Here is a 24,333-nt window from a genome sequence, read left to right as displayed (position 1 = left end):
TGAGCCGCCGAAGAAGAGGAGAAAACATTTATGAAAATTTTAACGGTAACTTTATTGGCAGCTTTGGCTTTTTCCCCGCTGCTTCTGGCCTATCGCCGGCAGAAAAACGGCAAAAACCCCAAAACCGCCCTTGTAGTGAATATCGTGGCGGTGTTTGCGCTCTGCCTGCTGACCACAGGCATGGGCATCGGCGGTACAGCCTTTGCGGCCGGCACAGCCGATAGCGCGGCAACAGCAGCCGGCGGCCTTACCGATACCGCTGTGGGCTTCATCGCCATGGCTCTTTCCACCGGCATCGCCTGCATCGGCGGTGGCATCGCCGTGGCAAGCGCGGCTTCCGCGGCCATCGGCGCCATCTCTGAAAATGAAAAAGTGTTCGGCAAAGCGCTGATCTTCGTGGCGCTGGCAGAAGGCATCGCCATCTATGGCATGCTGATCTCGCTGCTGATCATGCTGCGCCTTTAATCGAGGCCGTGGCTATGCGCTATTTTGCCATTGTGGATAATACCGACACGCAGACGGGCTTTCGTTTAACGGGCATCGAGGGCGTGGTGGTGCATACGCGGGAAGAAGTGACCGAGGCGCTTGAAAACGCCATCGCCGACCCCGAGATCGGCATTGTGCTGATCACCGAAAAACTGGTGGCGCTTTGCCATGATATGATCTATGAACGAAAACTCAAGCTGCATGCGCCGCTGCTGGTGGAAATTCCCGACCGGCACGGCACAGGGCGAGCGCCTGACAGCATTACGCAATATGTGCGCCAGGCAATTGGGATCAAGATATAGCGCCGAAGGGAGGGCATTGGATGGATACCAACGGTGATAAGTTAGAACATTTTCGCTCCGTGATCTTAAACGACGCGGATGCACAGAGCAAAGAGATCCTGCGGCAGATCGAAGAAGAGATTCGCCGCCGCGTGGATGTTGCTTCAAAAAAATTAAAAGAAGAAAACGAACGATATATCAGAGAAGAAGCCGCGCGCATCAAGGCGGAAGCCGGGCGTAAGGTTTCGCAGAAAATGATGGAGGATAAGCGTGATTTGTTTATCCGCCGCGGCGAGGTGGCCCGAAAGATCGCAAACGATGTGATCGGCCGCCTGAAACGCTGGGTCGAAACCCCGGAATATGGCGAATATCTGCATTTGGCGGTGAAAAACTGCTTTAAGCAGCTGCCCGAGGGGGAAGACGCGGTGATCATTTCCTGCCGCCCGCAGGATCTGGCGAAGGTAGAAGAGATTTTGGCCCGCGGCCATAAACGCCCCTATACCGTGGCTCAGAAAGAATCGATCCGCCTGGGCGGGATCCGCTTGGAATGCCCCAGCAAAAAGGTGGCTGTCGATCACACGCTTGACAGCGCTTTTGAAGAGACCAAAGGGCATATCGCCGAATATATCGGCCTGCGTTTGGAATAGGGGGCAAAGCCAATGAATGAATGTAAAGTAAAATCGGTCAACGGGCCGGTGGTAACGGTGGAAGGCGATATCGCGCTTTCCATGCAGGATATGGTGCTGGTGGGCTATCAGCGGCTCATCGGTGAAGTGGTGGGGCTGCAGGATAAACAGGCCACCGTTCAGGTGTATGAATCCACCACAGGGCTTGCCCCCGGCCACCCCGTCGTGCCCACCGGCGCGCCCATGCAGATCGAACTGGGGCCCGGGCTGCTGCGCGGCATTTTTGATGGCATCGCCCGCCCCCTGAAAGCCATCGAAGAAGAAAGCGGCGCGTTTATTCCCGCCGGGGCCGAAGTGCCCACCCTCAGCCACCATCAGATGTGGCAGGTGGCCATGAAGATCAAAGCGGGTGAAAAAGTCACCCCCGGCCAGATCTTCGCCGAATGCCAGGAAACAGAGAGCATCCTGCATCACAGCATGGTGCCCCCCAAAGTGAAGGGCGAAGTGATTTATGCCGCCGCAGACGGCGAATATACCGTGGAAGATGTTCTGGCGCGCATCAAAACCGATGCGGGCGAAGTGGAACTGAAGCTGGCGCAGTTCTGGCCCATCCGCCAGCCCAGACCTGTGGCGCTGCGCCGCCCGGTGGATGAGCTGCTGACAACGGGTCAGCGCATCATCGACACCATGTTCCCCATCGGCAAAGGCGGCTGCGCCTGTGTGCCGGGGCCGTTCGGCGCGGGCAAGACCATCATCCAGCATCAGCTGGCCAAATGGAGCGATGCCGATATCATCATCTATCTGGGCTGCGGCGAACGCGGCAACGAGATGACGCAGGTTCTCGAAGAATTCGGTTCTTTGCAAGACCCGCGCACAGGCAAACCGCTGCTCGACCGCACCGTGCTGATCGCCAACACTTCCAACATGCCGGTGGCTGCCCGTGAGGCGTCGATCTATACCGGCATGACCATCGCCGAATATTACCGCGACATGGGTTATCATGTGGCGCTGATGGCGGATTCCACCTCGCGCTGGGCCGAAGCGCTGCGCGAAATTTCGGGCCGCCTGGAAGAAATGCCCGCGGAAGAAGGCTTCCCGGCTTATCTGCCTTCCCGTCTGGCGGAATTTTATGAACGCGCCGGCTATATGGAAAATTTGAACGGAACCGAAGGCAGCGTAACGGCCATCGGCGCCGTATCGCCCCAGGGCGGCGATTTTTCGGAACCTGTCACCCAGACCACCAAGCGTTTCATCCGCTGTTTCTGGGCGCTGGATCGTGAGCTGGCCTATGCCCGCCACTTCCCTTCGGTCAACTGGAATACCTCTTATTCCGAATATCTGGATGACCTGTCGGGGTGGTTCGAAAAACGGTTCGGCAACGATTTTCAAAACTGCCGCGGGCGCATCAGCCGCCTGCTGCTGGAAGAATCGAAATTGATGGAGATCGTCAAGCTCATCGGCGCGGATGTGCTGCCCGAAGATCAAAAACTGGTGATCGAATGCGCCAAAGTGGTGCGTGTGGGCTTTTTGCAGCAGGACGCCTATCAGCGGATCGACACCTATGTGCCGGTGGAAAAACAATATCGCATGATGGATCTGATCCTGTATCTTTACGATCAGGCGAAGAAAGTGACACAGCGCAACATCCCCATTTCTCAGCTGATGAAAACGGGCGTTTTTGAGCTGGTGACCCGCATGAAGTATCATATTGAAAACGACGATGCTTCGAAATTCGATGAATATAAAAAACAGATCGATGACGCTGTGGCCGAAACCATTTCCCGCAACAGCAGAGAGGGGGAAACCGCATGAAAATCGAATATACAGGCGTCAGCGGCATCAGCGGCCCGCTGCTGACCGTTGAGGGCGTGCGCAAGGTGGCTTATGATGAGATCGCCGAGATCCGCCTGCCCAACGGCGAAAAGCGTTCTGGGCGCGTGATCATGATCGATGGCGATCGGGCGGTTTTGCAGGTTTTCGAGGGCACGAAAGGCGTTTCCCTGAAAAACAACAGCATCAGTTTTGAAGGCCACCCCATGGAACTGGCGCTTTCCCGCGAGATGCTGGGGCGCGTGTTCAATGGCGCGGGGCGGCCCATCGATGGGCTGGGCGAGCTTTTCCCCGAAGAAAAGCGCGATATCAACGGTTCGCCCATCAACCCCGTTTCGCGGCTTTATCCGCGCAACTGCATCTATACCGGCATTTCGGCCATCGATTGCATGGCAACGCTGATCCGCGGCCAGAAGCTGCCCATTTTCAGCGGCGCCGGCATGAGCCATAATCAGCTGGCGGCGCAGATCGTGCGCCAGGCCCGCGTAGGCACCGATGGCGACGGCGAAAAATTCGGCATCGTGTTCGCAGGCATGGGGCTGAAAAAAGATGTGGCCGATTTCTTCAAAAAAGATTTCGAAAATTCCAGCGCGCTACAGCGCGTGGTCATGTTTTTGAATGAAGCCAGCGACCCCATCATCGAGCGTATTCTGACCCCGCGCTGCGCGTTGACGGCGGCCGAATATCTGGCGTTTACCCATGGCATGCACATCCTCGTCATCATGACGGATATGTCCAGCTATTGCGAAGCGCTGCGTGAATTTTCTTCTTCCAAAAACGAGATCCCTAGCAGAAAAGGCTATCCTTCCTACCTTTATTCCGATCTGGCCTCGCTTTATGAACGCGCGGGCATGCTCAGCGGCGTGGAAGGCAGCGTAACACAGGTGCCGATCCTCACCATGCCCAATGATGATATCACCCACCCCATCCCCGACCTCACAGGGTATATCACCGAAGGGCAGATCGTTTTGGATCGTGACCTCGATCAGAAGGGGATGTATCCGCCCATCGGCGTGCTGCCTTCGCTTTCGCGTTTGATGAAAGACGGCATCGGCAAGGGCTATACCCGCGAAGATCACCCCGCCCTTTCCACCCAGCTGTTTTCTTGCTATTCCCGTGTGCAGGAAGCGCGCTCGCTGGCTTCGGTCATCGGCGAAGAAGAACTTTCGCCCGTCGATCGCCAGTATATGCGTTTCGGCGAACGCTTCGAACAGGAATTCGTGCATCAGGGCATGCAGGAAAACAGAACGCTTGAACAGACTTTGGCGAAAGGATGGGATCTGCTTTCCGAACTGCCGCGCAGTGAGCTGAGCAGGGTCGATACCAAGCTGTTAGATCAATATTATCAGGGCAAGGATGCAGCAGGGAGTGAGGATTGATGCCCAATATCGCGCCCACAAAAGGCAATTTATCCCGCATCCGCCGTTCGCTTTCTCTGGCTAAAATGGGCTATGAGCTGATGGATCGCAAACGCAACATCCTCATCCGCGAAATGATGCAGCTCATCGACCGCGCCAAAGACCTGCAGGCGCAGATCGACGGCACTTTTACACGCGCCTATGCCGCGCTGCAGGAAGCAAACATCCAAATGGGCACCTGCCAGGATATTTCGCTGGCCACCCCGGTGGATGACACGCTATCGCTGGGCTATCGCTCGGTGATGGGGGTCGAGATCCCCATTGTGACGGGTTCCGATTTTGAAGCCAAGCTGACCTATGGCTTTTATGGCACAGAATCTTCTTTAGACCGCACCTTGGCTGAATTTTATCGGGCCAAAAAGCTTTGCGCCGCGCTGGCCGAAGTGGAAACCGGCGTTTACCGTCTGGCAAACTCCATCAAAAAAGCCCAGAAGCGGGCAAACGCGCTGCAAAACATCATCATTCCGCAATATACCGCCACCATCGCTTATATCGTTGGTGTGCTGGAAGAGCGTGAGCGTGAAGAATTCAGCCGTTTGAAGGTCATCAAAGCCCGAAAAACAGAAGAATGACGGCAGAAATAAAAAAGCAGCCGCGGAACTTTTTAGTTCCGCGGCTTTTTTTGTGCAAGCGGCCTGTTTTCGCGCTTAGGAAGCGGGGCTGTTCATCACGCCCAAAAACAGCGGCATATGGCAGGTGTTATCAACGATCATAAAAACGAAGGGGCGGTCGAGCGTCACTTTTTTGGGCGAAAATTCGGGGGCGGCGGCTTTATCCGCCATTTCCACCGCGGTAACGGCGCCGGCCTTGGTGCCTTTTTCATCCACCCTGATTTTGGTTTTATGGATCACGCGGCTGATAAAAATATTGCCTTCATCGGAAACGGCCATCTTTTTAAAATCTGCCCGGTCGCTGTCAAACGCGTCGGCCATGCCCAGGCTTTGCAGCGGGTCGTTTAAAAGCGTTCCATATGAAAATTCGAATTTCGGCATGGAAGCGATCACCGTTTCTTCCCCGGCATTTTTAAGGGCAGAAAGCAGCACGCTGCCTTTCAGGTTTTTAATCAGCTGCGCGGGGGAAACCCCTTCGCTGGGCAGCAGCGCCGCGAAGGAATATTTGCTGTCGGCATAGGGCTTTAAAAAGCCGGTGGCGCCGGGCAGCGAAAGATAAGAAAATTCTTCGCTGTGCATGAACTCAACGGTCTGCTTTTCGCCGTTTGCTTTGGTGAATTCGCCTTTTCTGATTTGATCTTCTTCATAGATGCTCTGCCATTCGCCATCGAAAGAAAGGGCGTTGATCAAATACATCACGGCGTTTGGCGGCGGCGCTTCTTCTAAAAGCTTGGTGATCTGCCCGTCGGTTTTTTCGTTTACCCAGCGGTTGATCTCTTCTTTTGTGCTTTCATCGAAGGGGGCGCTATACATTGCCGCGTCATAAAAATCTTTGTTCGTTTGCAGAAAATCTTTTTCCACATGCAGCGATTCTTTCTGGTGCATCCAAATGGAGTTGGCCAGACTGGTCTTATATTTTTCGCCGGTGGGCAGCATGGTGCGATAGGCATAGAGAAATTGATTCAGGCTTTCAAGATCTGTGCCCAGGGTGGTCTCCATCTGGGCGAGGGTCTCGCCGTCTGCGCCGTTTGCCGTCATGGAAAGCGCCGAAGCGATGGAAAGGGGCGAGATCATGGCGTTTTCTTCTAAATTCAGCTGATCCAGCAGCCGCAGCGAAAATTCGGTGAGCTGGGCGGATCGATCCCCGGCCCTGCCCGTGGGTTCCCCAAGGGCCAGCGGGGTAACGGTGTTTTGCCTGATCTCTTTCATCAGGTCGGCGGATTTCAAAGGAACATTGTGCGTGCAGGCCGAAAGCGTCAGCATAACGGCCAGGATCAAGGCGATCTTTTTCATCTTCATGCCTCCTTTTTAACATTAGACGCATGCTCTTAGAAGAAGTTCCCTCGGCGGCCGCAAAATGCCATTGTGCGCCGGCATCAAAACGGAAGCTCGGGCAGAAAAAATTTTTGTCTTAACATCCCTCAAAAAAAAATTTTGCTTTCCACAGAAAAATGCCCCCGATCGAAGCTTTGCGGCTTTGCCATCGGGGGCATGATGTGACGATCTGCCTTCAGGGGCAGTTTTTCACCGAATTTTATTTTGCGGCGGGTATCTTCACCGCAAACAGGGAAGCATTGCTATAGGGAAGGCCGAAAGAACTCATGCCGGCGGCATGGGGCGCCACGCTTTCAGCGGGCAGGAAAAACATCAGCTGATCGCCGGCCAGATAAAAGCCGTAATTTTTCACGGCGCTTTTCAAAGCTTCCTGCGCATCGGGCAGATAGGCGCCGGGATCTTTTTCGATCTGCGCGGTGAAATTTTCTGAAACCAGCTGCAAAATGTCGCGGTCGGAAGAAGCCTTGTCATCGGTCAGGATCAGATCTTTGGCCGAAAGCTCTTTTTCGGCGGCCAAAGAAAAGGTGCGCGCCGAATAGCTGAGGGTGGGGTAGGCCGCGCCCTGATAGACCCGTGATTCGGTTCTCAAAATCGAAAGCAACCCTGCCTGATTATAGGTGACCTCCATGGTGCTTTCGATGGAAGTCATGGTTTCATCGTCATCCAGGGCTTTTTGCGCCGCGTTCAGCCAGGTGGTTTTTTCTTTTTCCAGCAAAGAAGAAAGGGTATCGCTGCGGGGGATTTTCAAAGTGGTGAAAACGGCCATGCGGGTGGTGTCGCCTGCCGTGGCCGCGGCCATGCCCACATCGGGCTCAACGGCGCAGTTTTCCATGCCTTCGATCAGCAGCGAAGGCGTTTGGTCTTCTTTTTGGCATCCTGCCGCGCAGAGAAACACAAGCGCGCAGAGGGCCGATAAACAGCGGGTGAATGGTTTCATAACGAAAAAGGTTCCTTTCTGATAGAAAAGCTTGAAAAAACCGGTGCGGAAAGCAGTTCCGCACCGGCACAGCGGGGGCTTTTTATTCTTTGACTTTCGCGCCGCAGTTGGGGCAGAATCTGCCGCTGCAAAGCGTGCCGCATTGGGGGCAGGGAACATCTTCGCGGCTGAGGATGGTTTCATCGGGCATCATTGCGCCGCAGGCGGGGCAAAACTTGGTTCCCGCATCCATCTCGGCGTTGCAGGCGGGGCAGCAGACCTTGGCCGCGGCCGCGGGGGCGGCGGTTTTCACTTCTTCGGCCTGCCGGCGCAGCTCGGCGATCTTGCGGATGGAAGTCTGGATCAGTTCTACAGAGCCTGCGATCTCGTCATCGGGCTGCTGAGCGTTTTTCTGAAAATACCATTGACCGATGGCTTTATATGCTTTTTCAATTTCTTTCTCTTCGGCAGAAATCGCCAGCGACACCTTCGCGCTGTCGGCCAGTTCGCGGGACATTTGCACGGTGGATTGCGCCACATTGGAAAGCTTTTTGCTTAAATCATTCAAAAGAGGCATGATAAAACTCCTTTCAGTATATCTTGCGTGTCTTTATTATAATCGTTTATCATCGTTATGACAACCGAAAAAATGCAGAAAAGAAGGGTTCGACAAAAACTTACAGCTTGTGCGGAACGCATGGTTGTGCTATTCTTATTTCGAATCCAAATTGAGAAAAAAGAAAAGAGATGATCGGTATTAGCTTTTCGGAATTTATCGCGCAGATCGCGCAGAACCCGCCTCTTCTGATCACGGTGATCTTGACAATGGGCGTTATTTTGGTCAACGGATGGACAGACGCGCCCAACGCCATCGCCACCTGCGTCAGTACAAGGGCCATCAGCCCTCAGAAAGCCATTCTTATGGCGGCGGTCTTCAACTTTTTCGGCGTGTTCGTAATGACCACCATCAACGCCACGGTTGCCATGACGATTTATAACATGGTGGATTTCGGCGGAGATTCCCATGAAGCGCTGATCGCGCTTTGCGCCGCGTTGTTTGCCATTGTAGTGTGGGCCACAGCGGCATGGGCATTCGGCATCCCCACCAGCGAAAGCCACGCGCTGATCGCGGGCATTTCGGGCGCTGCCATCGCGCTTCACGGCGGCATGTCGGGCATCAACGGCACAGAATGGATGAAAGTTATCTATGGCCTGGTCTTATCCACCCTTTTGGGCTTTGGAACGGGCTGGTGCTCTGTGAAATTAGTGGAAAAACTGTTCCATCGGTGGGATCGGCGAAGGGCCAATCGCCTGTTCCAAAAAGCGCAGGTGGGCGGCGGCGCCGCCATGGCGTTTATGCATGGCGCGCAGGATGGCCAGAAATTCATGGGCGTTTTCCTGCTGGGCATTTTCCTTGCCCAGGGCAAGGCCGATGTGACCACCTTCTCCATCCCTCTGTGGATGATGATCCTTTGTTCCGCGGTGATGGCGCTGGGCACTTCCATCGGCGGCTACCGCATTATCAAAGCGGTGGGCATGGATATGGTCAAGCTTGAAACCTATCAGGGCTTTTCGGCCGATCTGGGCGCGGCCCTTTGTTTGCTTCTTTCTTCCTTAACGGGCGTGCCCGTCAGCACGACCCATACCAAAACCACGGCCATCATGGGCGTGGGCGCCGCAAGACGCCTTTCCAGCGTGAATTGGGGCGTTGTGAAAGAAATGGCGCTTACCTGGATCTTAACTTTCCCCGGCTGCGGGCTTATCGGTTATTTTATGGCGAAACTGTTTTTACAGATATTTTAACGAGAAAGCCCACTGCGCAAGCCGTGGGAGGATGTCAAAGCTGTTTTAGAAGATCAGAAAAGAAAGGGAATATTTTATGCCGAGAACAAAAGGTTTTAACTATTTTGAAAGCTTTCAGCGAATGGCCGAGGTTTCCTGCCAGATGGCCGAAACCTTAGACAGCATCCTGCGCCATTATGACCCTGATGTTTTGCCCAGAAAAATGGAAGAAATGCATGAGCTGGAACACGCGGGCGATAAAGAACAGCATGATATGCTGAACCATCTTTTGAAAGAATTCATCACCCCCATCGAGCGCGAAGATATCATGGCGCTGGGCGCGGGCATCGATGATGTGAACGACGCCATCGAAGATATTCTGATGCGCGCCTATATGTATGATATCCGCAAGATCCCCCCCTGTGTGCTGGAATTTTCCGATATTTTGGCGCAATGCTGCGCGCTGATGAAAAAAATGCTGATAGATTTTGAAAACTTCCGCAAATCCACCACCATCAAACAGCGCATCATCGAGATCAACGAAAAAGAAGAAGAGGGCGACCGTCTGTATGTGGAAAGCATCCACACGCTGTATGCCGCCCAGCAGGATATGAAAACCATCCGCGCCGAAGAACAGCTGATCGAATTCTTCGAAAAAAGCTGCGATGCCTGTGAAGAAGCCGCCAACATCGTGGAAAGCATCATTCTGAAGAATTCCTAAACCATGCGCCGCACCACGATCAGCGGAATCACCTATGAACTGACGCGCAAAACGGTGAAAAACCTTAATTTGCGCATCCATCCCGATGGCAGCATCCACGCGAGCTGCCCCCGAAAAATGGGCGCTGAGCGGGCCGACGCCTTTGTGGAGCAGAAAAAAGAGTGGATCGGGCAGGTGAGGGCGCGCCTTGCAAGCCAGACACAGGCCGCCGACACTTTGCTGCTGCTAGGGAAAAAGATCCCATACACGGTGGAACTCGGCCCTGCGGGCGTTTGCGCCCGAAACGGCCGGCTGGTGATCACCGCGCCCGAAGCTTCGCGGGCGCCCGCCGTGGCCGCCGCGTGGCGTGAAAGCCGCCTGAGGCCCATCCTTGCCGCTGCGCTGGCGCGGGCACAGGCTCGCTTTCAGGGCTTTGAACTGCCACCTTATCAAGTGAAGATCAAACGGATGACAAGCCGTTGGGGCAGCTGTCACCGCGAAAAGAAAGTGCTGTCGTTCAGCACTTTCTTAATGTGTGTTCCGCCGGAAGCCATTGAATATGTGGCGGCGCATGAGCTGGCGCATTTCTTTGCGGCGGGCCACGGCGCGGATTTTTATGCCGTGATGGATCGGGTGATGCCCGATCACCGCAGGCGCAGGGCAATGCTTCGCAGCAGCTCGCCCCGGGCGGAAAAAGAAAAGGAGAATGCCCTATGAGCATCATTAAAGGCGTGCATCACATCTGCATCAAGGCCGTTTCGGCGCAGCAGCTGGAAACGGCGGTGAAATTTTATACCGAAACACTGGGGCTTCCCGTCGTTCGGCGCTGGGGCGAGGGCGAAAAAAGCGCCGTGATGGTGGATGCCGGCGGCGTGCTCATCGAGATGATGGCAAACGGCACTTTGAGCGCCCCCACGGTGGGCAGCGTCAATCACTTTGCCCTGATGACCGATGAAGTGGATGATCTCATCGCAGCTATCCGCGGGCAGGGGTATCGCGTGACCATGGAACCCCAAAACAAAGATCTGCCCTGCCGGCCGCCGCTGCCGGTGAGGATCGCGTTTTTTGAAGGGCCGCTGGGCGAGCTGGTGGAACTTTTCTGCGAAAGAAAAGGCTAAACGCCGCCCAAAAGCAAACAGCGCACAAACGCACAAGAGGAGAGAGAAAAGATGTTTCAGGAAATCCAGCCCCATCGATTCAACAATTGTTTCCGCATAGAACCCGCAGGCCCCGGGGATATCCTGCTTTGCTATGACAACCAAAAAATTCTGCTGGAAGCGGGAGAAACGGAAAACGACTGGCGTCTGCCGCGGGCAGAGCGCTTTCCGCAGGAGCGCCGCGGCGAGGCGGTCTATCTTTTTTCGGTGGATGACACACGGTATTTCACCTTTTGGCAGCCCCACGGCATCCGCGAGATCGAAGGGCTTGTCTGGCAATCGGTGCAGGTATTAAGACAGGCGGAAGATCCCCTTGTGCTGTTCGCGGGCATGGAAGGCTGGCATCTTTACCGGTGGTTCCGCATCAACCGTTTCTGCGGCCATTGCGGCGCGGAAACCAGGCTGAAAGCCGATGAACGGGCCACTGTCTGCCCCACATGCGGCAATGTGGTCTATCCCCGCATTTCGCCCGCCATCATCGTTGGGGTGCGCCATGGCGAAAAATTGCTCATTGCCCGCAACGCCGCCAACAAAACGGGCCGTTTTGGGCTTGTGGCGGGGTTTGTGGAATTCGGTGAATCGCTGGAAGACACGGTGCGCCGCGAAGTGCGTGAAGAAGTTGGGCTGAAAGTGAAAAATGTGCGCTATTACGGAAGCCAGCCCTGGCCGTTTTCCGAATCGCTGATGCTGGGCTTTTTTGCGGAAGTAGACGGCGACCCCACGCCGCACCCCGATGGCGCAGAGATCGCCGAAGCCAAGTGGGTGACAAAAGAGGAACTGCCGCCGCCGCTTTCAAACATCAGCATCGCGCAGGCGCTGATGACCGCCTGGCAGCGCGAGGTCTCTCAGGGCGAAGACCGGCAGCAGAACATCTGACAGATAAAAAGAACAAGGCTCACCGCCGGCGGCGGTGAGCCTTGTTTTCTGTTTGGGGGAACTTTTTTGACAAAGCAGGCGCGGCAGCCGGCTATTTTGCGGCCCCGCCATACCATTCCAAAACCGGCTTGAGGTTTTCAAGGCAGACACGGTTCCCGCCGTGGTTCAGCAGATCGAGCATATCGGTTTCTTCGGGGGTGGGGTGTTCGTTTTTCAGCAGCGATCTGCCGATGGTCTTTTCGGCGGTGTTCATCATCAGGCGATAGATGCCATGCAGATTTTTGGGATCATAGCCGCCCTGCAGCGAGAAAAGCGGGGTCTCGGGGGCGATGCGGTTGGCCTTGCGCAGCTCTTCCAGCTGGGAACCGTTGGGCCCCATGCCCACGCCGCAGACGGCCGCCGGGCGAAAGCTTTTCGCGGCCTTGGAATAACCTTTGATCTTGCCCGCCATCTGCCAGCCCAGATAAAGGATCTCTGAACTGGTGGGCAGCTTCGCCTGCGCTTCGGGCAGCGAAAACACAGGCAGCCCCAGCTGCTGCCCCAGCAGAAGGGCATATTGTTTGGTGAAGCCCGTGTTGGAGGTATAGACGACAGCGTTCATGGATGATTACCTTCTTTCTTCTTTCCAGGGGCGGCTTTTGCCATGCCAGCCCCGTTCTTCCCAATAAGTGTAATCGGGTTCGATCTTCAGCCCGTGGCTGTGGCCCAGGCGAACGGCGTGGAACCAGAACCGGGCTTTTAAAGCCGGTGTGGAAGGGGTTTGGTTTTCCCGAATCTTTTTGGCCAGCGCATCGGTCCGGCGGTGGATCTTCTGCAAGATCTTTTCGGGGATCTGCTTGGGGGAAGCGGCGCGCACAGCCACACCCAGCTGATAAATTTTCGGGATGCCCCAGAAAAACAGGCTGTCATAAAGATCTTTGTTGGTGGTTTTCATGCCGCCGCCCGCGGCGGTGGAAACACAGACTGCCTGTTTGTGGAACATACACGGTTCGGGGCGGTGAACAAGCCAGCGGGAACCGTAATGGTTCAGAAACGCCATCATCTGCCCCGTGGCGTGGAACACATAAACGGGGCTTGCCAGAATGATGAGATCGGCCTCATCCAGCGCCTGCGTGATGGGGCGCAGCTTTTCATAATGGGGGCAGTGGGTCATATCGGTTTGAAAACAAGCCCAGCATCCCAGACAGGGTTCGTCAAAATCCCGCGGCAAAAAGAATTCGGTGATGGTTCCGCCCACCTTTTCGGCCAGCTCACGGGCCACAAGATGGGTGCTGCCCCGGTGGTTCTGACCGTTGACGATCACGATGTTCATATCGGTGCACCTGATTTCCGTTTTTAGAATAAAAGATAATACCAGTATAATATAATCGCCTGTCAAAGAAAAGAGAAGCTTCCGGGCAAAAAGAAGTCTGCCGCGGCAAAGAAAAGGCGGCAGGGCAGATAAAAATTTTGAAAAACTGTACTTTGGTACGGCGACAAAAGAAAAAGAAGGGGTTATACTAAGACAAAATCCCAAAGCAAAGGAGAAGACGCCTTGATGGATATAGAAAATGAATGCAAGGTCTGTGTAACAATCGATTCCCTTCAAAACGCCACATGGCAGGGGAAAGCGCAGCAAAACGGCAAGGTGATCTCTTTTGAAAGCGAACTGGGGCTGCTGAAAGCGCTTGAAGTTTTTTTGCGGGAAGCAACGGAAGAATAACAGAAAACCATCGGTTCTATGAGCCGATGGTTTTTTTATTTATACTGCGTTTTGCAGGGGCAGGGCCTTTAAAATTTTCTGTTCTTCTTTAGAAAACTGGGTCAGTGAGCGCAGGGGCTCGATATCGTGATAAGCCGAATAATAGCTTTTGATGCCGTAATCATCAAAATAAACGCGGTAGTTCTCATCGGCGAGGTTCAGCACCGCGCAGCCGCGGGAAGCGCGCACATAAAGAATATCGCCCCGCACAAGATAACTGTAAACATTCGTGAACAGGCGAATGGTATAACCGCGGTGAAATTCGCGGGAGAGCGCATCCACCAAAACCAGATGGCCGTCGATCTGTTCGATGCGGAACCGGCCGCTGCCCAGCGAAAATTCCACCGGGTTCGGGTTGGGATAAGCCGCAAGCTCTTCGGGCATCGTTTCGATCACGGCAAAATCTTCGGGCGGAAAAGCGCGGGCAGTCTGAAGGCGGGTAACGGCTTTCTGCGCGCCGCCATAACCGCTGAAGCCCGAATTGTTGGAAAGGAAACAGCCCGATTCGGAAACCACGGCTTCGCCTGTCAGGCCGCGGATATAAAGCTTGTTGTTTTGCCGGCGATAGGCCGTCAGGCGGTCAACAAGAACACGGGTGCGGCTTCCCTGGCCGATGGTCAGGTCATAGAATTCCTCGTTTTCGGCGGTGAGATAACGGCTGACGGTGTAATCGCCCAAGGTCGTCACCACTTCGCGCCGAACCCCTCGGGGCAGGTCGGGGATCTGCCCGCGCCAAAACAGCCCGTATAAGATCAGGCAGCTGGGCAAAAGCAGAAAAAACAAAATCGCCGCCGCGCGGCGCAGCCATTTTTTCATGGAATAGAATCCTTTCGGGCAAATAAAATGAGCGTCCTCTGTCGCTTTCATCATATCATATTCCGCAAAAGGTGAAAAGACAGAAAACGCATGAAAAAAAGAATTGCGGGAAGCCTGATAAAGGAGTTTAAAAAGGGCTTGACAAAAGAGGAGCAAATCGGTATTCTAAAGATAGACACCCCACTGGGGGTGTGGTATCTATCAACAGGAGGCATCTATGAAGACAAAATATACCGTCACGGGCATGACCTGCTCGGCCTGTTCGGCCCATGTGGAAAAAGCCGTCGGCAAGCTGCCGGGGGTCGAAAGCGTTCAGGTGAATCTGCTGACCAATTCCATGGTGGTGGAACATGACCCAAGCCTCACACCCGATCAGGTGATCGGCGCGGTGGAACACGGCGGCTATGGCGCGGCGCTTGCCGAAAAGCAGGCAAAGCCCGTTCAGCGTGATTCCGCGGTGAAAACGGCGGAAGACCACGCAAAAAGCGTGAAAAAAAGGCTTGCCGTTTCGTTTGGGTTCCTGATTCCGCTTTTTTATCTTTCCATGGGGCATATGTTCAAATGGCCGCTGCCTTCTTTCTTTTTGGGCCATGAAAACGCCATCACTTTTTCGCTGACGCAGCTGCTGCTTTGTCTGCCGGTGATCTATGTGAACCGCAGCTATTTTGAAAAAGGGTTTCAAACCCTGTTCCACGGCAGCCCCAATATGGATTCGCTGATCGCCATTGGCTCCACCGCCGCCGTGGTTTATGGCATTTTCGCCATTTATCAGATCGGCTGGGGCATGGGCCACGGCGATGATGCGCGCATCCATCGTTATATCATGGATCTTTATTTTGAAACATCGGGCATGATCCTGGCGCTGATCACGCTGGGCAAATATTTAGAAGCCCGCAGCAAGGGGAAAACCTCACAGGCCATCACCAAGCTGATGGATCTGGCCCCGAAAACAGCCATGGTCGAACGGGAAGGCAAAGAACTTGAGCTGCCCATCGAAGAAGTGGCGGCAGGCGATATTCTGGTGGTGCGCCCGGGGCAGAGCATCCCGGTGGATGGCGTCATCGTTTCGGGCGCCACGGCGGTGGATGAATCGGCTCTCACGGGTGAAAGCCTGCCGGTGGAAAAAAAGGCGGGCGACAGGGTCACCGGCGCCACCATCAATAAAAGCGGGGCGTTCCGGTTCCGTGCCGATAAAGTGGGCGAAGACACGGCGCTGGCCCAGATCATCCGGCTGGTGGAAGAAGCTTCGGCTTCCAAAGCGCCCATCGCCAAGCTGGCCGATAAGGTGAGCGGCGTATTTGTGCCGGTGGTCATCGGCGTTTCCATCGTCACGGCGGTGGTCTGGCTGCTGGCGGGGCAAAGCCTCACTTTCGCCATGTCGGCGGCCATTGCCGTTTTGGTGATCTCCTGCCCCTGCGCGCTGGGGCTGGCAACGCCCACGGCCATTATGGTGGGCACAGGCAAGGGCGCGGAACAGGGCATTCTGATCAAATCGGCCGAAGCGCTTGAGAGTATGGGCCGGCTCAATGCGGTGGTGCTGGATAAAACGGGCACCGTCACCCAGGGGCAGCCCATGGTGACCGATGTGATCGACAGCGGCGATCGGGCGGCGCTTTTGAAGGCCGCCGCTGCGCTGGAGCATTCTTCCGAGCATCCGCTGGCCCAGGCCATTTTGCAATATGCGGCGCAGCAGGGGGCCGAAAAGCCCGAAGCCATAACGGATTTTGAGGCCGTTTCGGGCCGCGGGGTGAAAGGCTTTGCCCACGGCGCGCAGCTGTTGGGCGGCAACCGCGTCATGATGGAAGAAGCAGGCATTGCGGCGGGCGATTTTGAAGCGGAAGAAGAACAACTGGCCCAGCAGGGGAAAACGCCCCTCTATTTCGCCGAAAACGGGGTTTTGCTGGGCATGATCGCGGTGGCGGATGTCATCAAACCCACCAGCGCCGCGGCCGTCAGCGAATTAAAACAGCTGGGCATCCGCGTGGTGATGCTGACGGGCGACCATGAAAAAACCGCCCGTGCCATCGGGGCGGCGGCCGGCATCGAAGAAGTGATCGCCCAGGTCTTGCCGCAGGAAAAACAGCGGCAGGTGGAAAAACTCAGGCGCGAAGGCTATCGGGTGGCCATGGTGGGCGATGGCATCAACGACGCGCCCGCGCTGGCGCTGGCTGATGTGGGCATCGCCATCGGGGCGGGCACAGATGTGGCCATCGAATCGGCGGATGTGGTGCTGATGCATTCCGACCTGAGAGATGTGGCCACAGCCATCCGCCTTTCCAAAGCGACTGTGAGAAATATCAAGCAAAACCTGTTTTGGGCGCTGGTCTATAACAGCATCGGCATCCCTTTGGCGGCGGGCGTGTTTTATCACAGCCTCCACTGGCAGCTGAACCCCATGTTCGGGGCGGCCGCCATGAGCTTAAGCTCGGTGTGCGTGGTCACAAACGCGCTGCGGCTGAGGTTTTTCCGCTCGAAGCATGTTGAAGGAAAGAATATCGCGGCGCCGCAGCAGGGCCAAAGCGTGAAGCTGGCTACCCTGCCTGCGCCGCAGAAAACAAAAATATCGATGCAGACTGGAGAAAAAATGATGAAAAAGACAATCATTATCGAAGGCATGATGTGCACCCATTGCTCCGGCAGAGTGCAGCAGGCGCTCAACGCGCTGGAAGGCGTCAGCGCAACCGTGGATCTGGAAGCCAAGACCGCCACGGTGGAAAGCGCCGCAATGCCCGCCGACGCTTTGCTGAAAAAAGCCGTGGAAGACGCGGGCTATCAGGTAACGGAGATCAGATAGCATGAAAGCAGATCGCAAACAGGTGGAACGGCTGCTCAAAACAGCCCGCGGCCAGCTTGACGGCATTTTAAAAATGGTGGAAGAAGATCGTTATTGCATGGAGATCTCAAACCAGCTGCTGGCCACACAATCGATCTTGCGCAAAGTGAACCGCGAGATCATCCACGCCCATTTGGAAAGCTGCGTGGCAGAATCTCTGGGGCCCGACAGCAAAGAAAAGATCAGCGAACTGATGACCTTGTTCGATAAACTGGGCAACTGACCGATCGCCCCGCAGACAAAAACAGCGCCGTCACCTTTTTTAGAGGTGACGGCGCTGTTTGCTGATGAGAAAAAGCGGCAAAATTCAGTGGGTCGCAAGGCTTGCCAGCTTGGCTTCGTTGAGTTTGCCGCGCAGCGCGGGATAGGGGCGGCGGGCAAACACTTCATAAGAAGAACAAAGCTTATCGACAAAACAGATGATCAGCCCCTCGCGGCAGCGGGGCGGGATAGGTGTCAGCGGAAACATATGGCGGGAAATAATTTCTGCTTCCCGCGGGTTGATGGTGAAATCGGCGCTGGCGTTGCGCAGCGCTGTGCGCCCATGGGTAAAACCATGCAAACGGTGGCTGCGGTCGGCCACATGCCAGTCATATAAAAAATAATCATGCAGCAGCGCGCCGCGCATCAGGCTGTGTTTATCACAGCGAACCCGAAACAGCTGGATCAGCAGCAGGCTGAAATAGGCCACCGCCACACTATGCAAAAGGCAGGAAGTATCTCCATGCTGGATGAAGGTATCCATCGAAAGAACCTTATCCGATTGCAGAAAAGAATCTAAAAGATTGAACAGCGGCAGAGAACCTTTGGCCGAAAGCCCGGGGATGCGGAACAAACGAAATAGTTTCATTGAAAAGCGACCTCGCAAAAAGCAACCTTAATAAATTTCATCGAAAGTATAGCGCTTTCGGCGGGTAAAAACAAGCGAAAACAGAAAGTTTACAATTTGGCTTTTTTCAAAGCGGCAAGCGCTGTTTACAGCACAGCCTCGGTGCAGACGCAGCCGATCCTTCCACCGTGGCAGCGCAGAATGAGCAAAGCGCCCCGGGGGCCGCGCAGAAGCCAGGTCACTTTTTTGCGCAGCGGATTTTTCTGAGAAGAGGTCATGCGCAAGCCGTTGTTATGGGCCGCAACGCCCGAAAGGCCTTCCAGATGGCCGATCTTCTGGGCGGCTTTGCCTGTTTCAAAGGTGCAGCCTTCGGCGGAAAGCGTGAGCGTCAGTTCTTCCAGCGCTTTAGATTTCAGACCCTCTTCGAACACATAGGTGGGCATAAAGCCGCGGTTGCCCACAATGGCTTCCACGCGGTAAAGATCGCCGCCCAGCGGGGTGGAGGTGACGCTTTCAAAACAAACGCTCGGCAGCGTGTTCACCGCGCGCAGCATGAAGCGCGTGTGCTTTTCCAGTTCTTGCTGTAAAAACGGGATGGGCGGGTTCTGGCGAATGAATTTTTCATCACAGCCGCCGATTTCCACTTCGCCCAGCTGAGGATGCGAGAAGGTCTGCCAGGGGCGGAACCCTTCGCCCGCGGGCAGGTTCGCATCCATCCATTGCAGAAATTTCACGGCGTTTTCTTCTTCTTCGGCTTCGGGAATCGTTTCGCGGGGCGGATATTCCAGCGGAACGCCCGCGCGCTCGCTGAGATCCCAGCATTCGATGGTCATGGCGGGGATGCCCAGCACGAAGTGGCAGAAATCATCAAATCCGCCATAAGTCACCGAGGCCGAAGCGGGCATATAATCATCATAAACATTCAAAACGGGATAGCCGTTTTCTTCTTTGGCTATGGCGCCCAGCGAGCGGTAAAGGGCGATATCGGCGGCGTGAGCCTTTTTAGAGCTTTCGAAACCGGGGGTGAAAAGGTTCTGGCCGCCCGAGGTGTGCATATCCACCACAAAACAGACATTGGGGTGCTGCATCAGAAAATCGGCGTTGGCTCTGGTTTCGGGGTGGCAGAGGGGATAAGCGCCCGCGCCTTTCTGAAGGTCTTCCGTCTGCCAGCCGACGGGGTAATTGCGGTTAAAATCGTTGCCGAAAGCGGCGGGGGCTTCGGTGATATTCAGGCCGTCGAATTCTTCGATGACGCCTTCCTCATAAATATTGTAAAAATCGCCTTCCCGATCGTCGGGGCGGCGGCGGGTCATCAGGCGGGGGTCTTTTTCGGAAGGCTTCCACACGCCATAGGGCGTGCGCACGCGCATCATGCGGATGACGCCGTCGCCATCCAGATCACAGCGGTTGAGGCCCGGCATCACCTGAGCGAACGGATAGCGCCGCGGGGCGGAGCGCACGGCATCGGGCGTGGTGAGATAATGCTCGGAACCATCGGGCGAAACGCGGGGCACGGCATAGATCGTGTGATCTTTCAGCAGCCGCGCCACAGAAGGATCTTCCAGATTGCTGAAAAGCGTGTCTAAAAAATACATGACGCACATCGAGCCGGTCACTTCGCCGGCGTGGATGTTGCCTTCCACATAAAAAGCGGGTTTTTCATCAAAGCCGCCGCAGGAGGTATCGGTGATTTCCAACGCCCAGATGTCGCGGCCCTGAGGGGTCATGCCGATGGAATGAAGCTTCGTCAGATGCGGATGCGCCTGGGCATAGCCCCGCAGCAGGTCGGTGATTTCCTGATAGAGATAATAATGGTCATAAGTGCCGCTGTGTTTCATAACAGGTCATCCTCCAGAAATTCATAAAGATGTTCTAAGTATACCGCGGCGGGCGCGGCGGCGCAAGCTTCTTGAAAAAGCGCAGCCCGGATGAAGAAAAGCAGGGAAGTTCCGGATGGATTGACACAGCGCGAATTCGTTGTATACTGAAAATATAATGTCGCTTGACAGATGATAACGATGAAGAGCGGGCCGGGGGCCTGCCTCTGACGGCCAAAGGAGCGCGGAATGGAAGTTTCGATTCGAAAAGTGAAAAACGGCGATGCGCCGGCGCTGGCCAAGATCCAGACCGAAAGCTGGAACGCGGCGTTCCGGCATATTTTATCCGCCGAAACGCTGGAAAAATCCACACAGCCGGGCCGCGTGGAAGCGATGTATCAAAGATTGCTGGATGAAAATATCGGCCACGGCTATCTTCTTGAACTGGATGGAAAAGCGCATTGCATCGCTTATTGGGATCGGGCGAGAGACGCCGAGATGCAGGGCTGCGCCGAAATCATATGCATCCACAGCCTGCGGGAGCGCTGGGGAAAAGGCTATGGAACAAAAATGATGGAAAAACTGCTGGAGGATATCGCCCGGGCCGGTTATTCCAAAGTGATCCTGTGGGTTTTCGCAGAAAACGAGCGGGCAAGAAAATTTTATGAAGCGCGGGGCTTTGCGGCCAACGGCAAAGAAAAAACGGGCCTTGGGGCGCAGGAACTCTGCTATGAAAAAACGCTGTGACCGGCGAAAAACAGAGGAACAGGGCATTTCGTCCGCGAGATCGGCGGGCGGGGTGCCTTCCTTTTTTTTGACCGCTGCGGATGACCCGCGGCGCCGAAAAAGAGAACGCATTTCCGCGGGCGATGGCTATGGAAAAACGCCGAAACACATGGTATGATAAAGGCATCGGCGCGGGAAGAGGCCAAACGGAAGGCGCGCGGCGAAACAAAGAAGAATGAGTGTATATGCGGCATGAAAATAGAAAATGATCTGGGGCGCGACCCCATTCGAAAGCTTGTTTATCGCATCGGCCTGCCTTCGATGCTGGCGCAGTTTGTCAGCGTGCTTTACAGCATCGTCGATAGAATGTATATCGGCAACCTTGGGGGCATCGGCGATTTGGCGCTGGCGGGGGTGGGCATTTGCGGCCCCATCGTTACGATGATCGGCTCGGTGGCGTTTTTTGTGGGCGTGGGCGGTTCCCCGCTGATGAGCATCGCCCTGGGCGAACAAAAAGAGAAAAAGGCCGAGCAGATTTTGGCCAACAGCTTTTTTCTGCTGCTGGTTTTTTCGGTGTTTCTCACAGCGGGTTCGCTGTGGGGCAAAGAAGCGCTTTTGCGGTGGTTCGGCGCCAGCGACGCGATTTTTCCCTATGCCAACGAATATATCACGGTGTATCTCTGCGGAACCGTGTTTTCGCTGTTATCCATCGGCATGAACCAGTTCATTATCTGCCAGGGCTTCGCGCGGGTGGGCATGGTTTCCGTGCTGCTGGGGGCTGTGACCAATATCATTCTCGACCCTGTTTTGATGTTCGGTTTTGATATGGGCGTTTTCGGCGCGGCGCTGGCCACGGTGATCTCGCAGATGCTTTCCTGCTTTTATGTGCTGGGGTTTCTGCTGGGCAAAAAGCCCGCCGTGCGCATCCGCTGGGGCGGTTACCGCTTTGATATCATGGGGCAGATCTTGAAAACAGGCTTCACGCCTTTTGCCATCATCGCGGTGGATAATGTGATGATCATTGCCATGAACGCGCTGCTGCAGCGCTACGGCGGCCCTCAGCGGGGCGATATGCTCATCACCTGCGCCACCATCGTGCAAAGCCTGATGCTGGTGGTCACCATGCCGCTGGGCGGCATTTCGGCGGGAACGCAAACGATCCTCGGCTTCAACTATGGCGCGCGGCGGGCAGACCGGGTAAGGCAGGCGCAGCATGAGATCCGCCGCTTTGCGGTGATCTTCGCGTCGCTGATGTTTTTTGCGGCCATGGTGTTCGCGCGGCCCTTCGCCATGATCTTCACGCAGAAGCAGGCGCTGCTGGATCTGACGGAACGGATGATCCGCATCTATGTTCTGGGCGTCATCCCGCTGGGGGTGCAATATACCATTGTGGATGGCTTCACCGGCATGGGGCTGGTTCGGCTTTCCATGCCGCTTTCGTTTTTCCGAAAAGGGGTGTTTTTCGCGGCGCTGTTTCTGCTGCCGCGCTTTTTCGGGGCGGAAGGGCTGTTTTTTGCCGAAAGTATCTCCGATTTTCTGGGAACGGGCTTTTCCGTTCTGGTCTATCGGCTGAATATGGAATCGATTTTAACAGAGCGCTGCGGATCGCAGCCGGGAGGTGTTTAACATGACGGTGGATTTTTTCCTGTTTGATGATTTTGAAACGCTGGATGTATTCGGACCCGCCGAAATTCTTGAAAGGGCGGGCATGGAGGTGCGCCTTTGCTCGCCCCGCGGCGGCATGGTGATGAGCGCCCAGAAGATCATGGTGATCACCCAGCCCATCTGTGACAGCGAAGGCGAAGTTTTGCTGGTTCCGGGCGGGCCGGGCACACGGCGGCTGGTGAAGGATGAAGAATTTTTGGCCATGGTGCGCGGCGCCGCCGCCCAATGCCAATGGCTGCTTTCCGTTTGCACGGGTTCCGCCGTTTTGGCCAAAGCGGGCCTGCTGGATGGCAAACAGGCCACCGGCAATAAACGCGCCTTCGATTGGACGGTTTCCTGCGGCGAAAAAGTGCTGTGGCAAAAAAAGGCCCGCTGGGTGGCCGATGGCAATGTTTACACTTCTTCGGGCATTTCGGCCGGCATGGATATGGCGCTGGCGTTTGTGGCCGACCGCATGGGAGAGCAAGAAGCCGAAGAGGTGGCGCGGCGCATCGAATACCGCCGCTGCCGCGATGCGGCGGATGACCCGTTCGCCGGGGAATAGAGGTTTGCGGCGAAGCGCTCTTCGGGCGCAAAGGCCCATGCTTTTGGGGCGGCGGCCAAAAAGAAAAACGCAATAAAGAAAAAACCGCATTGACAACGGCTTTGAAAATGGTATTCTAAAAGTACAGATACTGAACTAATTTGAAACCCGGAAAGGATGTTTTGAAATGTACGAATTTGAAAAAATGCCCGAGCGCCGCGGCACCAGCTGCGTAAAATGGGATATGGCGGATGAAGCCTATCACGGCAAAGATCTGCTGCCCATGTGGATCGCCGATATGGATCTGGAAGTTGCCCCCGCCATCGTGGATGCGCTGGCAAAAAGAGTGCAGCATAAAGTGTTCGGTTATGATTTTTTGGGTGATGATTATTATGAAGCGGTGATTTCGTGGATGAAGCGCCGCCATCATTATGAGATCGATAAAGATTCCATCGTGTTCACGGCGGGCATCGTCTGCGCGCTGCATATGGCTGTGCTGGCCGCCACCCAGCCGGGCGATGAAGTGCTGATTTCGACCCCTGTCTACGGCCCGTTCTTCGGCGCCATCAAAGATGAAGGCAGAACCATCGTGGATGCGCCTCTGAAAGAAGAAAACGGCTATTACAGCATGGATTTCGAAGCCATGGAAAAAGCCGTTACCCCCAAGACCAAGGCGTTTTTGCTTTGCTCGCCCCATAACCCCGTGGGCCGTGTGTGGAAAAGAGAAGAGCTGGAACAGATCGACGCGTTCTGCCGGAAGCATGGCATCACCGTGATTTCGGATGAGATCCATAACGACCTGGTGCTCAGCGGTGAACACATCGTTTACGGCCGTGTTTCCGAATATGCAAAACAGCACTGCATCATCTGCACAGCGCCTTCGAAGACCTTCAACCTGGCGGGCATCCAGGCTTCCAACATCCTCATCGCAAACCCTGAGCTGCGCGAAAAATTCAAGGCGCAGGTCAATAAGAACCATATGAGCGCCAATGTTTTCGCCGGCCCCGCCGTGAAGGCCGCTTATAACGAAAGCGAAGCATGGCTGGAAGAATTGCTGGAACTGCTGCGCGGCAATTGCCGTTATTTTGTAAACGAAGTGGCTGAAAAGCTGCCCGAGCTGAAAGTGGCTATGCCCGAAGGCACCTATCTGCTGTGGCTGGATTGCCGCGGCCTTGGCATGAGCGAAGAAGAACTGGGCAACTGGTTTGCGCAGGAATGCGGCATCGCGGCCAATGTGGGTTCGTGGTTTGGCGAAAACGGCACCTGCTTCAGACGCCTGAATATGGCCTGCCCCCGCGCTTTGGTGGAAGATTGCTTCCATCGCATCGAAAAAGCCGTGAAAAAACTGAGAAAATAAAAACGCTT

At 55.2% G+C, this 24,333-nt stretch carries 26 protein-coding genes; 18 read left to right on the top strand and 8 right to left on the bottom strand.

What is annotated here, in order from left to right:
* Positions 1–30: 30 nt before the first annotated feature.
* The 6 genes from ACJA3I_RS11415 to ACJA3I_RS11390 are packed head-to-tail and all read left to right on the top strand — an operon-like array spanning position 31 to position 5,213.
* Entirely contained in the window at positions 31–465 is a 435-nt protein-coding gene (locus ACJA3I_RS11415) for an ATP synthase subunit C (protein ID WP_458862714.1), read from the top strand.
* A gap of 14 nt (positions 466–479) precedes the next feature.
* Positions 480–788 (top strand): V-type ATP synthase subunit F, encoded by a 309-nt coding sequence (locus ACJA3I_RS11410; protein ID WP_458862713.1) that lies wholly within the window; start codon positions 480–482, stop codon positions 786–788.
* A gap of 20 nt (positions 789–808) precedes the next feature.
* The gene (locus tag ACJA3I_RS11405) at positions 809–1,414 is read left to right on the top strand and encodes a V-type ATP synthase subunit E (protein WP_458862712.1); all 606 of its coding nucleotides are present in this window, start codon (positions 809–811) and stop codon (positions 1,412–1,414) included.
* Between the two features lie 12 nt (positions 1,415–1,426).
* Complete coding sequence (locus tag ACJA3I_RS11400; RefSeq protein WP_458862711.1) at positions 1,427–3,205, top strand: V-type ATP synthase subunit A; 1,779 nt, start codon at positions 1,427–1,429, stop codon at positions 3,203–3,205.
* Positions 3,202–4,602 carry a V-type ATP synthase subunit B gene (locus ACJA3I_RS11395; RefSeq protein WP_458862710.1) on the top strand — a complete coding sequence of 467 codons (1,401 nt, stop codon included), beginning with the start codon at positions 3,202–3,204 and terminating at the stop codon, positions 4,600–4,602. Before ACJA3I_RS11400 ends, ACJA3I_RS11395 begins: the two co-directional genes overlap by 4 nt.
* A complete protein-coding gene (locus ACJA3I_RS11390; protein WP_458862709.1) occupies positions 4,602–5,213 on the top strand; it encodes a V-type ATP synthase subunit D in 612 nt (203 codons plus the stop codon). The genes ACJA3I_RS11395 and ACJA3I_RS11390 overlap by 1 nt, the downstream gene beginning before the upstream one ends.
* Before the next feature lie 75 nt (positions 5,214–5,288).
* On the opposite strand, the gene ACJA3I_RS11385 is transcribed toward ACJA3I_RS11390, so the two are convergent.
* From ACJA3I_RS11385 to ACJA3I_RS11375, 3 genes are all read right to left on the bottom strand, one after another.
* Positions 5,289–6,545, bottom strand: a complete 1,257-nt coding sequence (locus ACJA3I_RS11385) for a serpin family protein (protein ID WP_458862708.1) — start codon at positions 6,543–6,545, stop codon at positions 5,289–5,291.
* Between the two features lie 241 nt (positions 6,546–6,786).
* Positions 6,787–7,524, bottom strand: coding sequence for an RsiV family protein (locus ACJA3I_RS11380; protein WP_458862707.1), 738 nt, complete (start codon positions 7,522–7,524; stop codon positions 6,787–6,789).
* Positions 7,525–7,606: 82 nt separating this feature from the next.
* Positions 7,607–8,080: a zinc ribbon domain-containing protein gene (locus tag ACJA3I_RS11375; RefSeq protein ID WP_458862706.1), complete on the bottom strand. Its 474-nt coding sequence runs from the start codon at positions 8,078–8,080 to the stop codon at positions 7,607–7,609.
* Between the two features lie 170 nt (positions 8,081–8,250).
* On the opposite strand from ACJA3I_RS11375, the gene ACJA3I_RS11370 reads away from it, so the two are divergent.
* From ACJA3I_RS11370 to nudC, 5 genes are all read left to right on the top strand, one after another.
* The gene (locus ACJA3I_RS11370; protein ID WP_458862705.1) at positions 8,251–9,306 is read left to right on the top strand and encodes an inorganic phosphate transporter; all 1,056 of its coding nucleotides are present in this window, start codon (positions 8,251–8,253) and stop codon (positions 9,304–9,306) included.
* Positions 9,307–9,382: 76 nt separating this feature from the next.
* Positions 9,383–10,006, top strand: coding sequence for a DUF47 domain-containing protein (locus ACJA3I_RS11365; RefSeq protein ID WP_458862704.1), 624 nt, complete (start codon positions 9,383–9,385; stop codon positions 10,004–10,006).
* A 3-nt stretch (positions 10,007–10,009) separates the two neighbouring features.
* Positions 10,010–10,702 (top strand): M48 family metallopeptidase, encoded by a 693-nt coding sequence (locus ACJA3I_RS11360; protein ID WP_458862703.1) that lies wholly within the window; start codon positions 10,010–10,012, stop codon positions 10,700–10,702.
* The gene (locus tag ACJA3I_RS11355; protein WP_458862702.1) at positions 10,699–11,103 is read left to right on the top strand and encodes a VOC family protein; all 405 of its coding nucleotides are present in this window, start codon (positions 10,699–10,701) and stop codon (positions 11,101–11,103) included. Before ACJA3I_RS11360 ends, ACJA3I_RS11355 begins: the two co-directional genes overlap by 4 nt.
* 51 nt (positions 11,104–11,154) lie before the next feature.
* Positions 11,155–12,018, top strand: a complete 864-nt coding sequence (gene nudC / locus ACJA3I_RS11350) for an NAD(+) diphosphatase (protein WP_458862701.1) — start codon at positions 11,155–11,157, stop codon at positions 12,016–12,018.
* A 91-nt stretch (positions 12,019–12,109) separates the two neighbouring features.
* Here nudC and ACJA3I_RS11345 read toward each other — a convergent pair whose 3' ends face one another.
* Positions 12,110–12,619 carry a hypothetical protein gene (locus tag ACJA3I_RS11345; RefSeq protein ID WP_458862700.1) on the bottom strand — a complete coding sequence of 170 codons (510 nt, stop codon included), beginning with the start codon at positions 12,617–12,619 and terminating at the stop codon, positions 12,110–12,112.
* 6 nt (positions 12,620–12,625) lie between these two features.
* On the bottom strand, positions 12,626–13,330 hold the full coding sequence (locus ACJA3I_RS11340; RefSeq protein WP_458862699.1) for a flavodoxin family protein: 705 nt from the start codon (positions 13,328–13,330) through the stop codon (positions 12,626–12,628).
* Between the two features lie 225 nt (positions 13,331–13,555).
* On the opposite strand from ACJA3I_RS11340, the gene ACJA3I_RS11335 reads away from it, so the two are divergent.
* On the top strand, positions 13,556–13,720 hold the full coding sequence (locus ACJA3I_RS11335; RefSeq protein WP_458862698.1) for a hypothetical protein: 165 nt from the start codon (positions 13,556–13,558) through the stop codon (positions 13,718–13,720).
* 39 nt (positions 13,721–13,759) lie between these two features.
* Here the strand turns inward: ACJA3I_RS11335 and ACJA3I_RS11330 are convergent, their stop codons facing one another.
* Positions 13,760–14,575 carry a hypothetical protein gene (locus ACJA3I_RS11330; protein WP_458862697.1) on the bottom strand — a complete coding sequence of 272 codons (816 nt, stop codon included), beginning with the start codon at positions 14,573–14,575 and terminating at the stop codon, positions 13,760–13,762.
* A 217-nt stretch (positions 14,576–14,792) separates the two neighbouring features.
* On the opposite strand from ACJA3I_RS11330, the gene ACJA3I_RS11325 reads away from it, so the two are divergent.
* Complete coding sequence (locus tag ACJA3I_RS11325) at positions 14,793–17,369, top strand: heavy metal translocating P-type ATPase (RefSeq protein ID WP_458862696.1); 2,577 nt, start codon at positions 14,793–14,795, stop codon at positions 17,367–17,369.
* Between the two features lies 1 nt (position 17,370).
* The gene (locus ACJA3I_RS11320) at positions 17,371–17,631 is read left to right on the top strand and encodes a metal-sensing transcriptional repressor (RefSeq protein ID WP_458862695.1); all 261 of its coding nucleotides are present in this window, start codon (positions 17,371–17,373) and stop codon (positions 17,629–17,631) included.
* Between the two features lie 84 nt (positions 17,632–17,715).
* Here the strand turns inward: ACJA3I_RS11320 and ACJA3I_RS11315 are convergent, their stop codons facing one another.
* Together ACJA3I_RS11315 and ACJA3I_RS11310 are read right to left on the bottom strand one after the other, a co-directional pair.
* The gene (locus tag ACJA3I_RS11315) at positions 17,716–18,258 is read right to left on the bottom strand and encodes an HD domain-containing protein (RefSeq protein WP_458862694.1); all 543 of its coding nucleotides are present in this window, start codon (positions 18,256–18,258) and stop codon (positions 17,716–17,718) included.
* 125 nt (positions 18,259–18,383) lie between these two features.
* Positions 18,384–20,075 (bottom strand): M14 family metallopeptidase, encoded by a 1,692-nt coding sequence (locus tag ACJA3I_RS11310; RefSeq protein ID WP_458862693.1) that lies wholly within the window; start codon positions 20,073–20,075, stop codon positions 18,384–18,386.
* A gap of 228 nt (positions 20,076–20,303) precedes the next feature.
* On the opposite strand from ACJA3I_RS11310, the gene ACJA3I_RS11305 reads away from it, so the two are divergent.
* The 4 genes from ACJA3I_RS11305 to ACJA3I_RS11290 all read left to right on the top strand — a co-directional run bounded on the left by ACJA3I_RS11305 (position 20,304) and on the right by ACJA3I_RS11290 (position 24,325).
* The gene (locus ACJA3I_RS11305) at positions 20,304–20,801 is read left to right on the top strand and encodes a GNAT family N-acetyltransferase (protein WP_458862692.1); all 498 of its coding nucleotides are present in this window, start codon (positions 20,304–20,306) and stop codon (positions 20,799–20,801) included.
* A 231-nt stretch (positions 20,802–21,032) separates the two neighbouring features.
* Positions 21,033–22,406 carry an MATE family efflux transporter gene (locus tag ACJA3I_RS11300; protein WP_458862691.1) on the top strand — a complete coding sequence of 458 codons (1,374 nt, stop codon included), beginning with the start codon at positions 21,033–21,035 and terminating at the stop codon, positions 22,404–22,406.
* Between the two features lies 1 nt (position 22,407).
* Entirely contained in the window at positions 22,408–22,989 is a 582-nt protein-coding gene (locus ACJA3I_RS11295) for a DJ-1/PfpI family protein (protein ID WP_458862690.1), read from the top strand.
* A gap of 166 nt (positions 22,990–23,155) precedes the next feature.
* Positions 23,156–24,325, top strand: coding sequence for a MalY/PatB family protein (locus ACJA3I_RS11290; protein WP_458862689.1), 1,170 nt, complete (start codon positions 23,156–23,158; stop codon positions 24,323–24,325).
* Positions 24,326–24,333: the final 8 nt, after the last annotated feature.

It is taken from the genome of Acidaminobacterium chupaoyuni (genome assembly GCF_047936785.1).
In the GTDB taxonomy this organism is placed as follows: domain Bacteria; phylum Bacillota; class Clostridia; order Oscillospirales; family Butyricicoccaceae; genus Acidaminobacterium; species Acidaminobacterium chupaoyuni.
Note: the sequence above shows the minus strand (reverse complement) of the source record. Positions and strands in the feature narration are given on the sequence as shown.

Coding starts and splice junctions, on each gene's coding strand:
- ACJA3I_RS11300 (WP_458862691.1), top strand. CDS start 21,033: ATGAAAATAGAAAATGATCTGGGGCGCGACCCCATTCGAAAGCTTGTT.
- ACJA3I_RS11370 (WP_458862705.1), top strand. CDS start 8,251: ATGATCGGTATTAGCTTTTCGGAATTTATCGCGCAGATCGCGCAGAAC.
- ACJA3I_RS11390 (WP_458862709.1), top strand. CDS start 4,602: ATGCCCAATATCGCGCCCACAAAAGGCAATTTATCCCGCATCCGCCGT.
- ACJA3I_RS11290 (WP_458862689.1), top strand. CDS start 23,156: ATGTACGAATTTGAAAAAATGCCCGAGCGCCGCGGCACCAGCTGCGTA.
- ACJA3I_RS11400 (WP_458862711.1), top strand. CDS start 1,427: ATGAATGAATGTAAAGTAAAATCGGTCAACGGGCCGGTGGTAACGGTG.
- ACJA3I_RS11380 (WP_458862707.1), bottom strand. CDS start 7,524: ATGAAACCATTCACCCGCTGTTTATCGGCCCTCTGCGCGCTTGTGTTT.
- ACJA3I_RS11295 (WP_458862690.1), top strand. CDS start 22,408: ATGACGGTGGATTTTTTCCTGTTTGATGATTTTGAAACGCTGGATGTA.
- ACJA3I_RS11355 (WP_458862702.1), top strand. CDS start 10,699: ATGAGCATCATTAAAGGCGTGCATCACATCTGCATCAAGGCCGTTTCG.
- ACJA3I_RS11365 (WP_458862704.1), top strand. CDS start 9,383: ATGCCGAGAACAAAAGGTTTTAACTATTTTGAAAGCTTTCAGCGAATG.
- ACJA3I_RS11410 (WP_458862713.1), top strand. CDS start 480: ATGCGCTATTTTGCCATTGTGGATAATACCGACACGCAGACGGGCTTT.
- ACJA3I_RS11335 (WP_458862698.1), top strand. CDS start 13,556: ATGGATATAGAAAATGAATGCAAGGTCTGTGTAACAATCGATTCCCTT.
- ACJA3I_RS11360 (WP_458862703.1), top strand. CDS start 10,010: ATGCGCCGCACCACGATCAGCGGAATCACCTATGAACTGACGCGCAAA.
- ACJA3I_RS11330 (WP_458862697.1), bottom strand. CDS start 14,575: ATGAAAAAATGGCTGCGCCGCGCGGCGGCGATTTTGTTTTTTCTGCTT.
- ACJA3I_RS11405 (WP_458862712.1), top strand. CDS start 809: ATGGATACCAACGGTGATAAGTTAGAACATTTTCGCTCCGTGATCTTA.
- ACJA3I_RS11305 (WP_458862692.1), top strand. CDS start 20,304: ATGGAAGTTTCGATTCGAAAAGTGAAAAACGGCGATGCGCCGGCGCTG.
- ACJA3I_RS11340 (WP_458862699.1), bottom strand. CDS start 13,330: ATGAACATCGTGATCGTCAACGGTCAGAACCACCGGGGCAGCACCCAT.
- ACJA3I_RS11310 (WP_458862693.1), bottom strand. CDS start 20,075: ATGAAACACAGCGGCACTTATGACCATTATTATCTCTATCAGGAAATC.
- nudC (WP_458862701.1), top strand. CDS start 11,155: ATGTTTCAGGAAATCCAGCCCCATCGATTCAACAATTGTTTCCGCATA.
- ACJA3I_RS11345 (WP_458862700.1), bottom strand. CDS start 12,619: ATGAACGCTGTCGTCTATACCTCCAACACGGGCTTCACCAAACAATAT.
- ACJA3I_RS11395 (WP_458862710.1), top strand. CDS start 3,202: ATGAAAATCGAATATACAGGCGTCAGCGGCATCAGCGGCCCGCTGCTG.
- ACJA3I_RS11320 (WP_458862695.1), top strand. CDS start 17,371: ATGAAAGCAGATCGCAAACAGGTGGAACGGCTGCTCAAAACAGCCCGC.
- ACJA3I_RS11315 (WP_458862694.1), bottom strand. CDS start 18,258: ATGAAACTATTTCGTTTGTTCCGCATCCCCGGGCTTTCGGCCAAAGGT.
- ACJA3I_RS11415 (WP_458862714.1), top strand. CDS start 31: ATGAAAATTTTAACGGTAACTTTATTGGCAGCTTTGGCTTTTTCCCCG.
- ACJA3I_RS11325 (WP_458862696.1), top strand. CDS start 14,793: ATGAAGACAAAATATACCGTCACGGGCATGACCTGCTCGGCCTGTTCG.
- ACJA3I_RS11375 (WP_458862706.1), bottom strand. CDS start 8,080: ATGCCTCTTTTGAATGATTTAAGCAAAAAGCTTTCCAATGTGGCGCAA.
- ACJA3I_RS11385 (WP_458862708.1), bottom strand. CDS start 6,545: ATGAAAAAGATCGCCTTGATCCTGGCCGTTATGCTGACGCTTTCGGCC.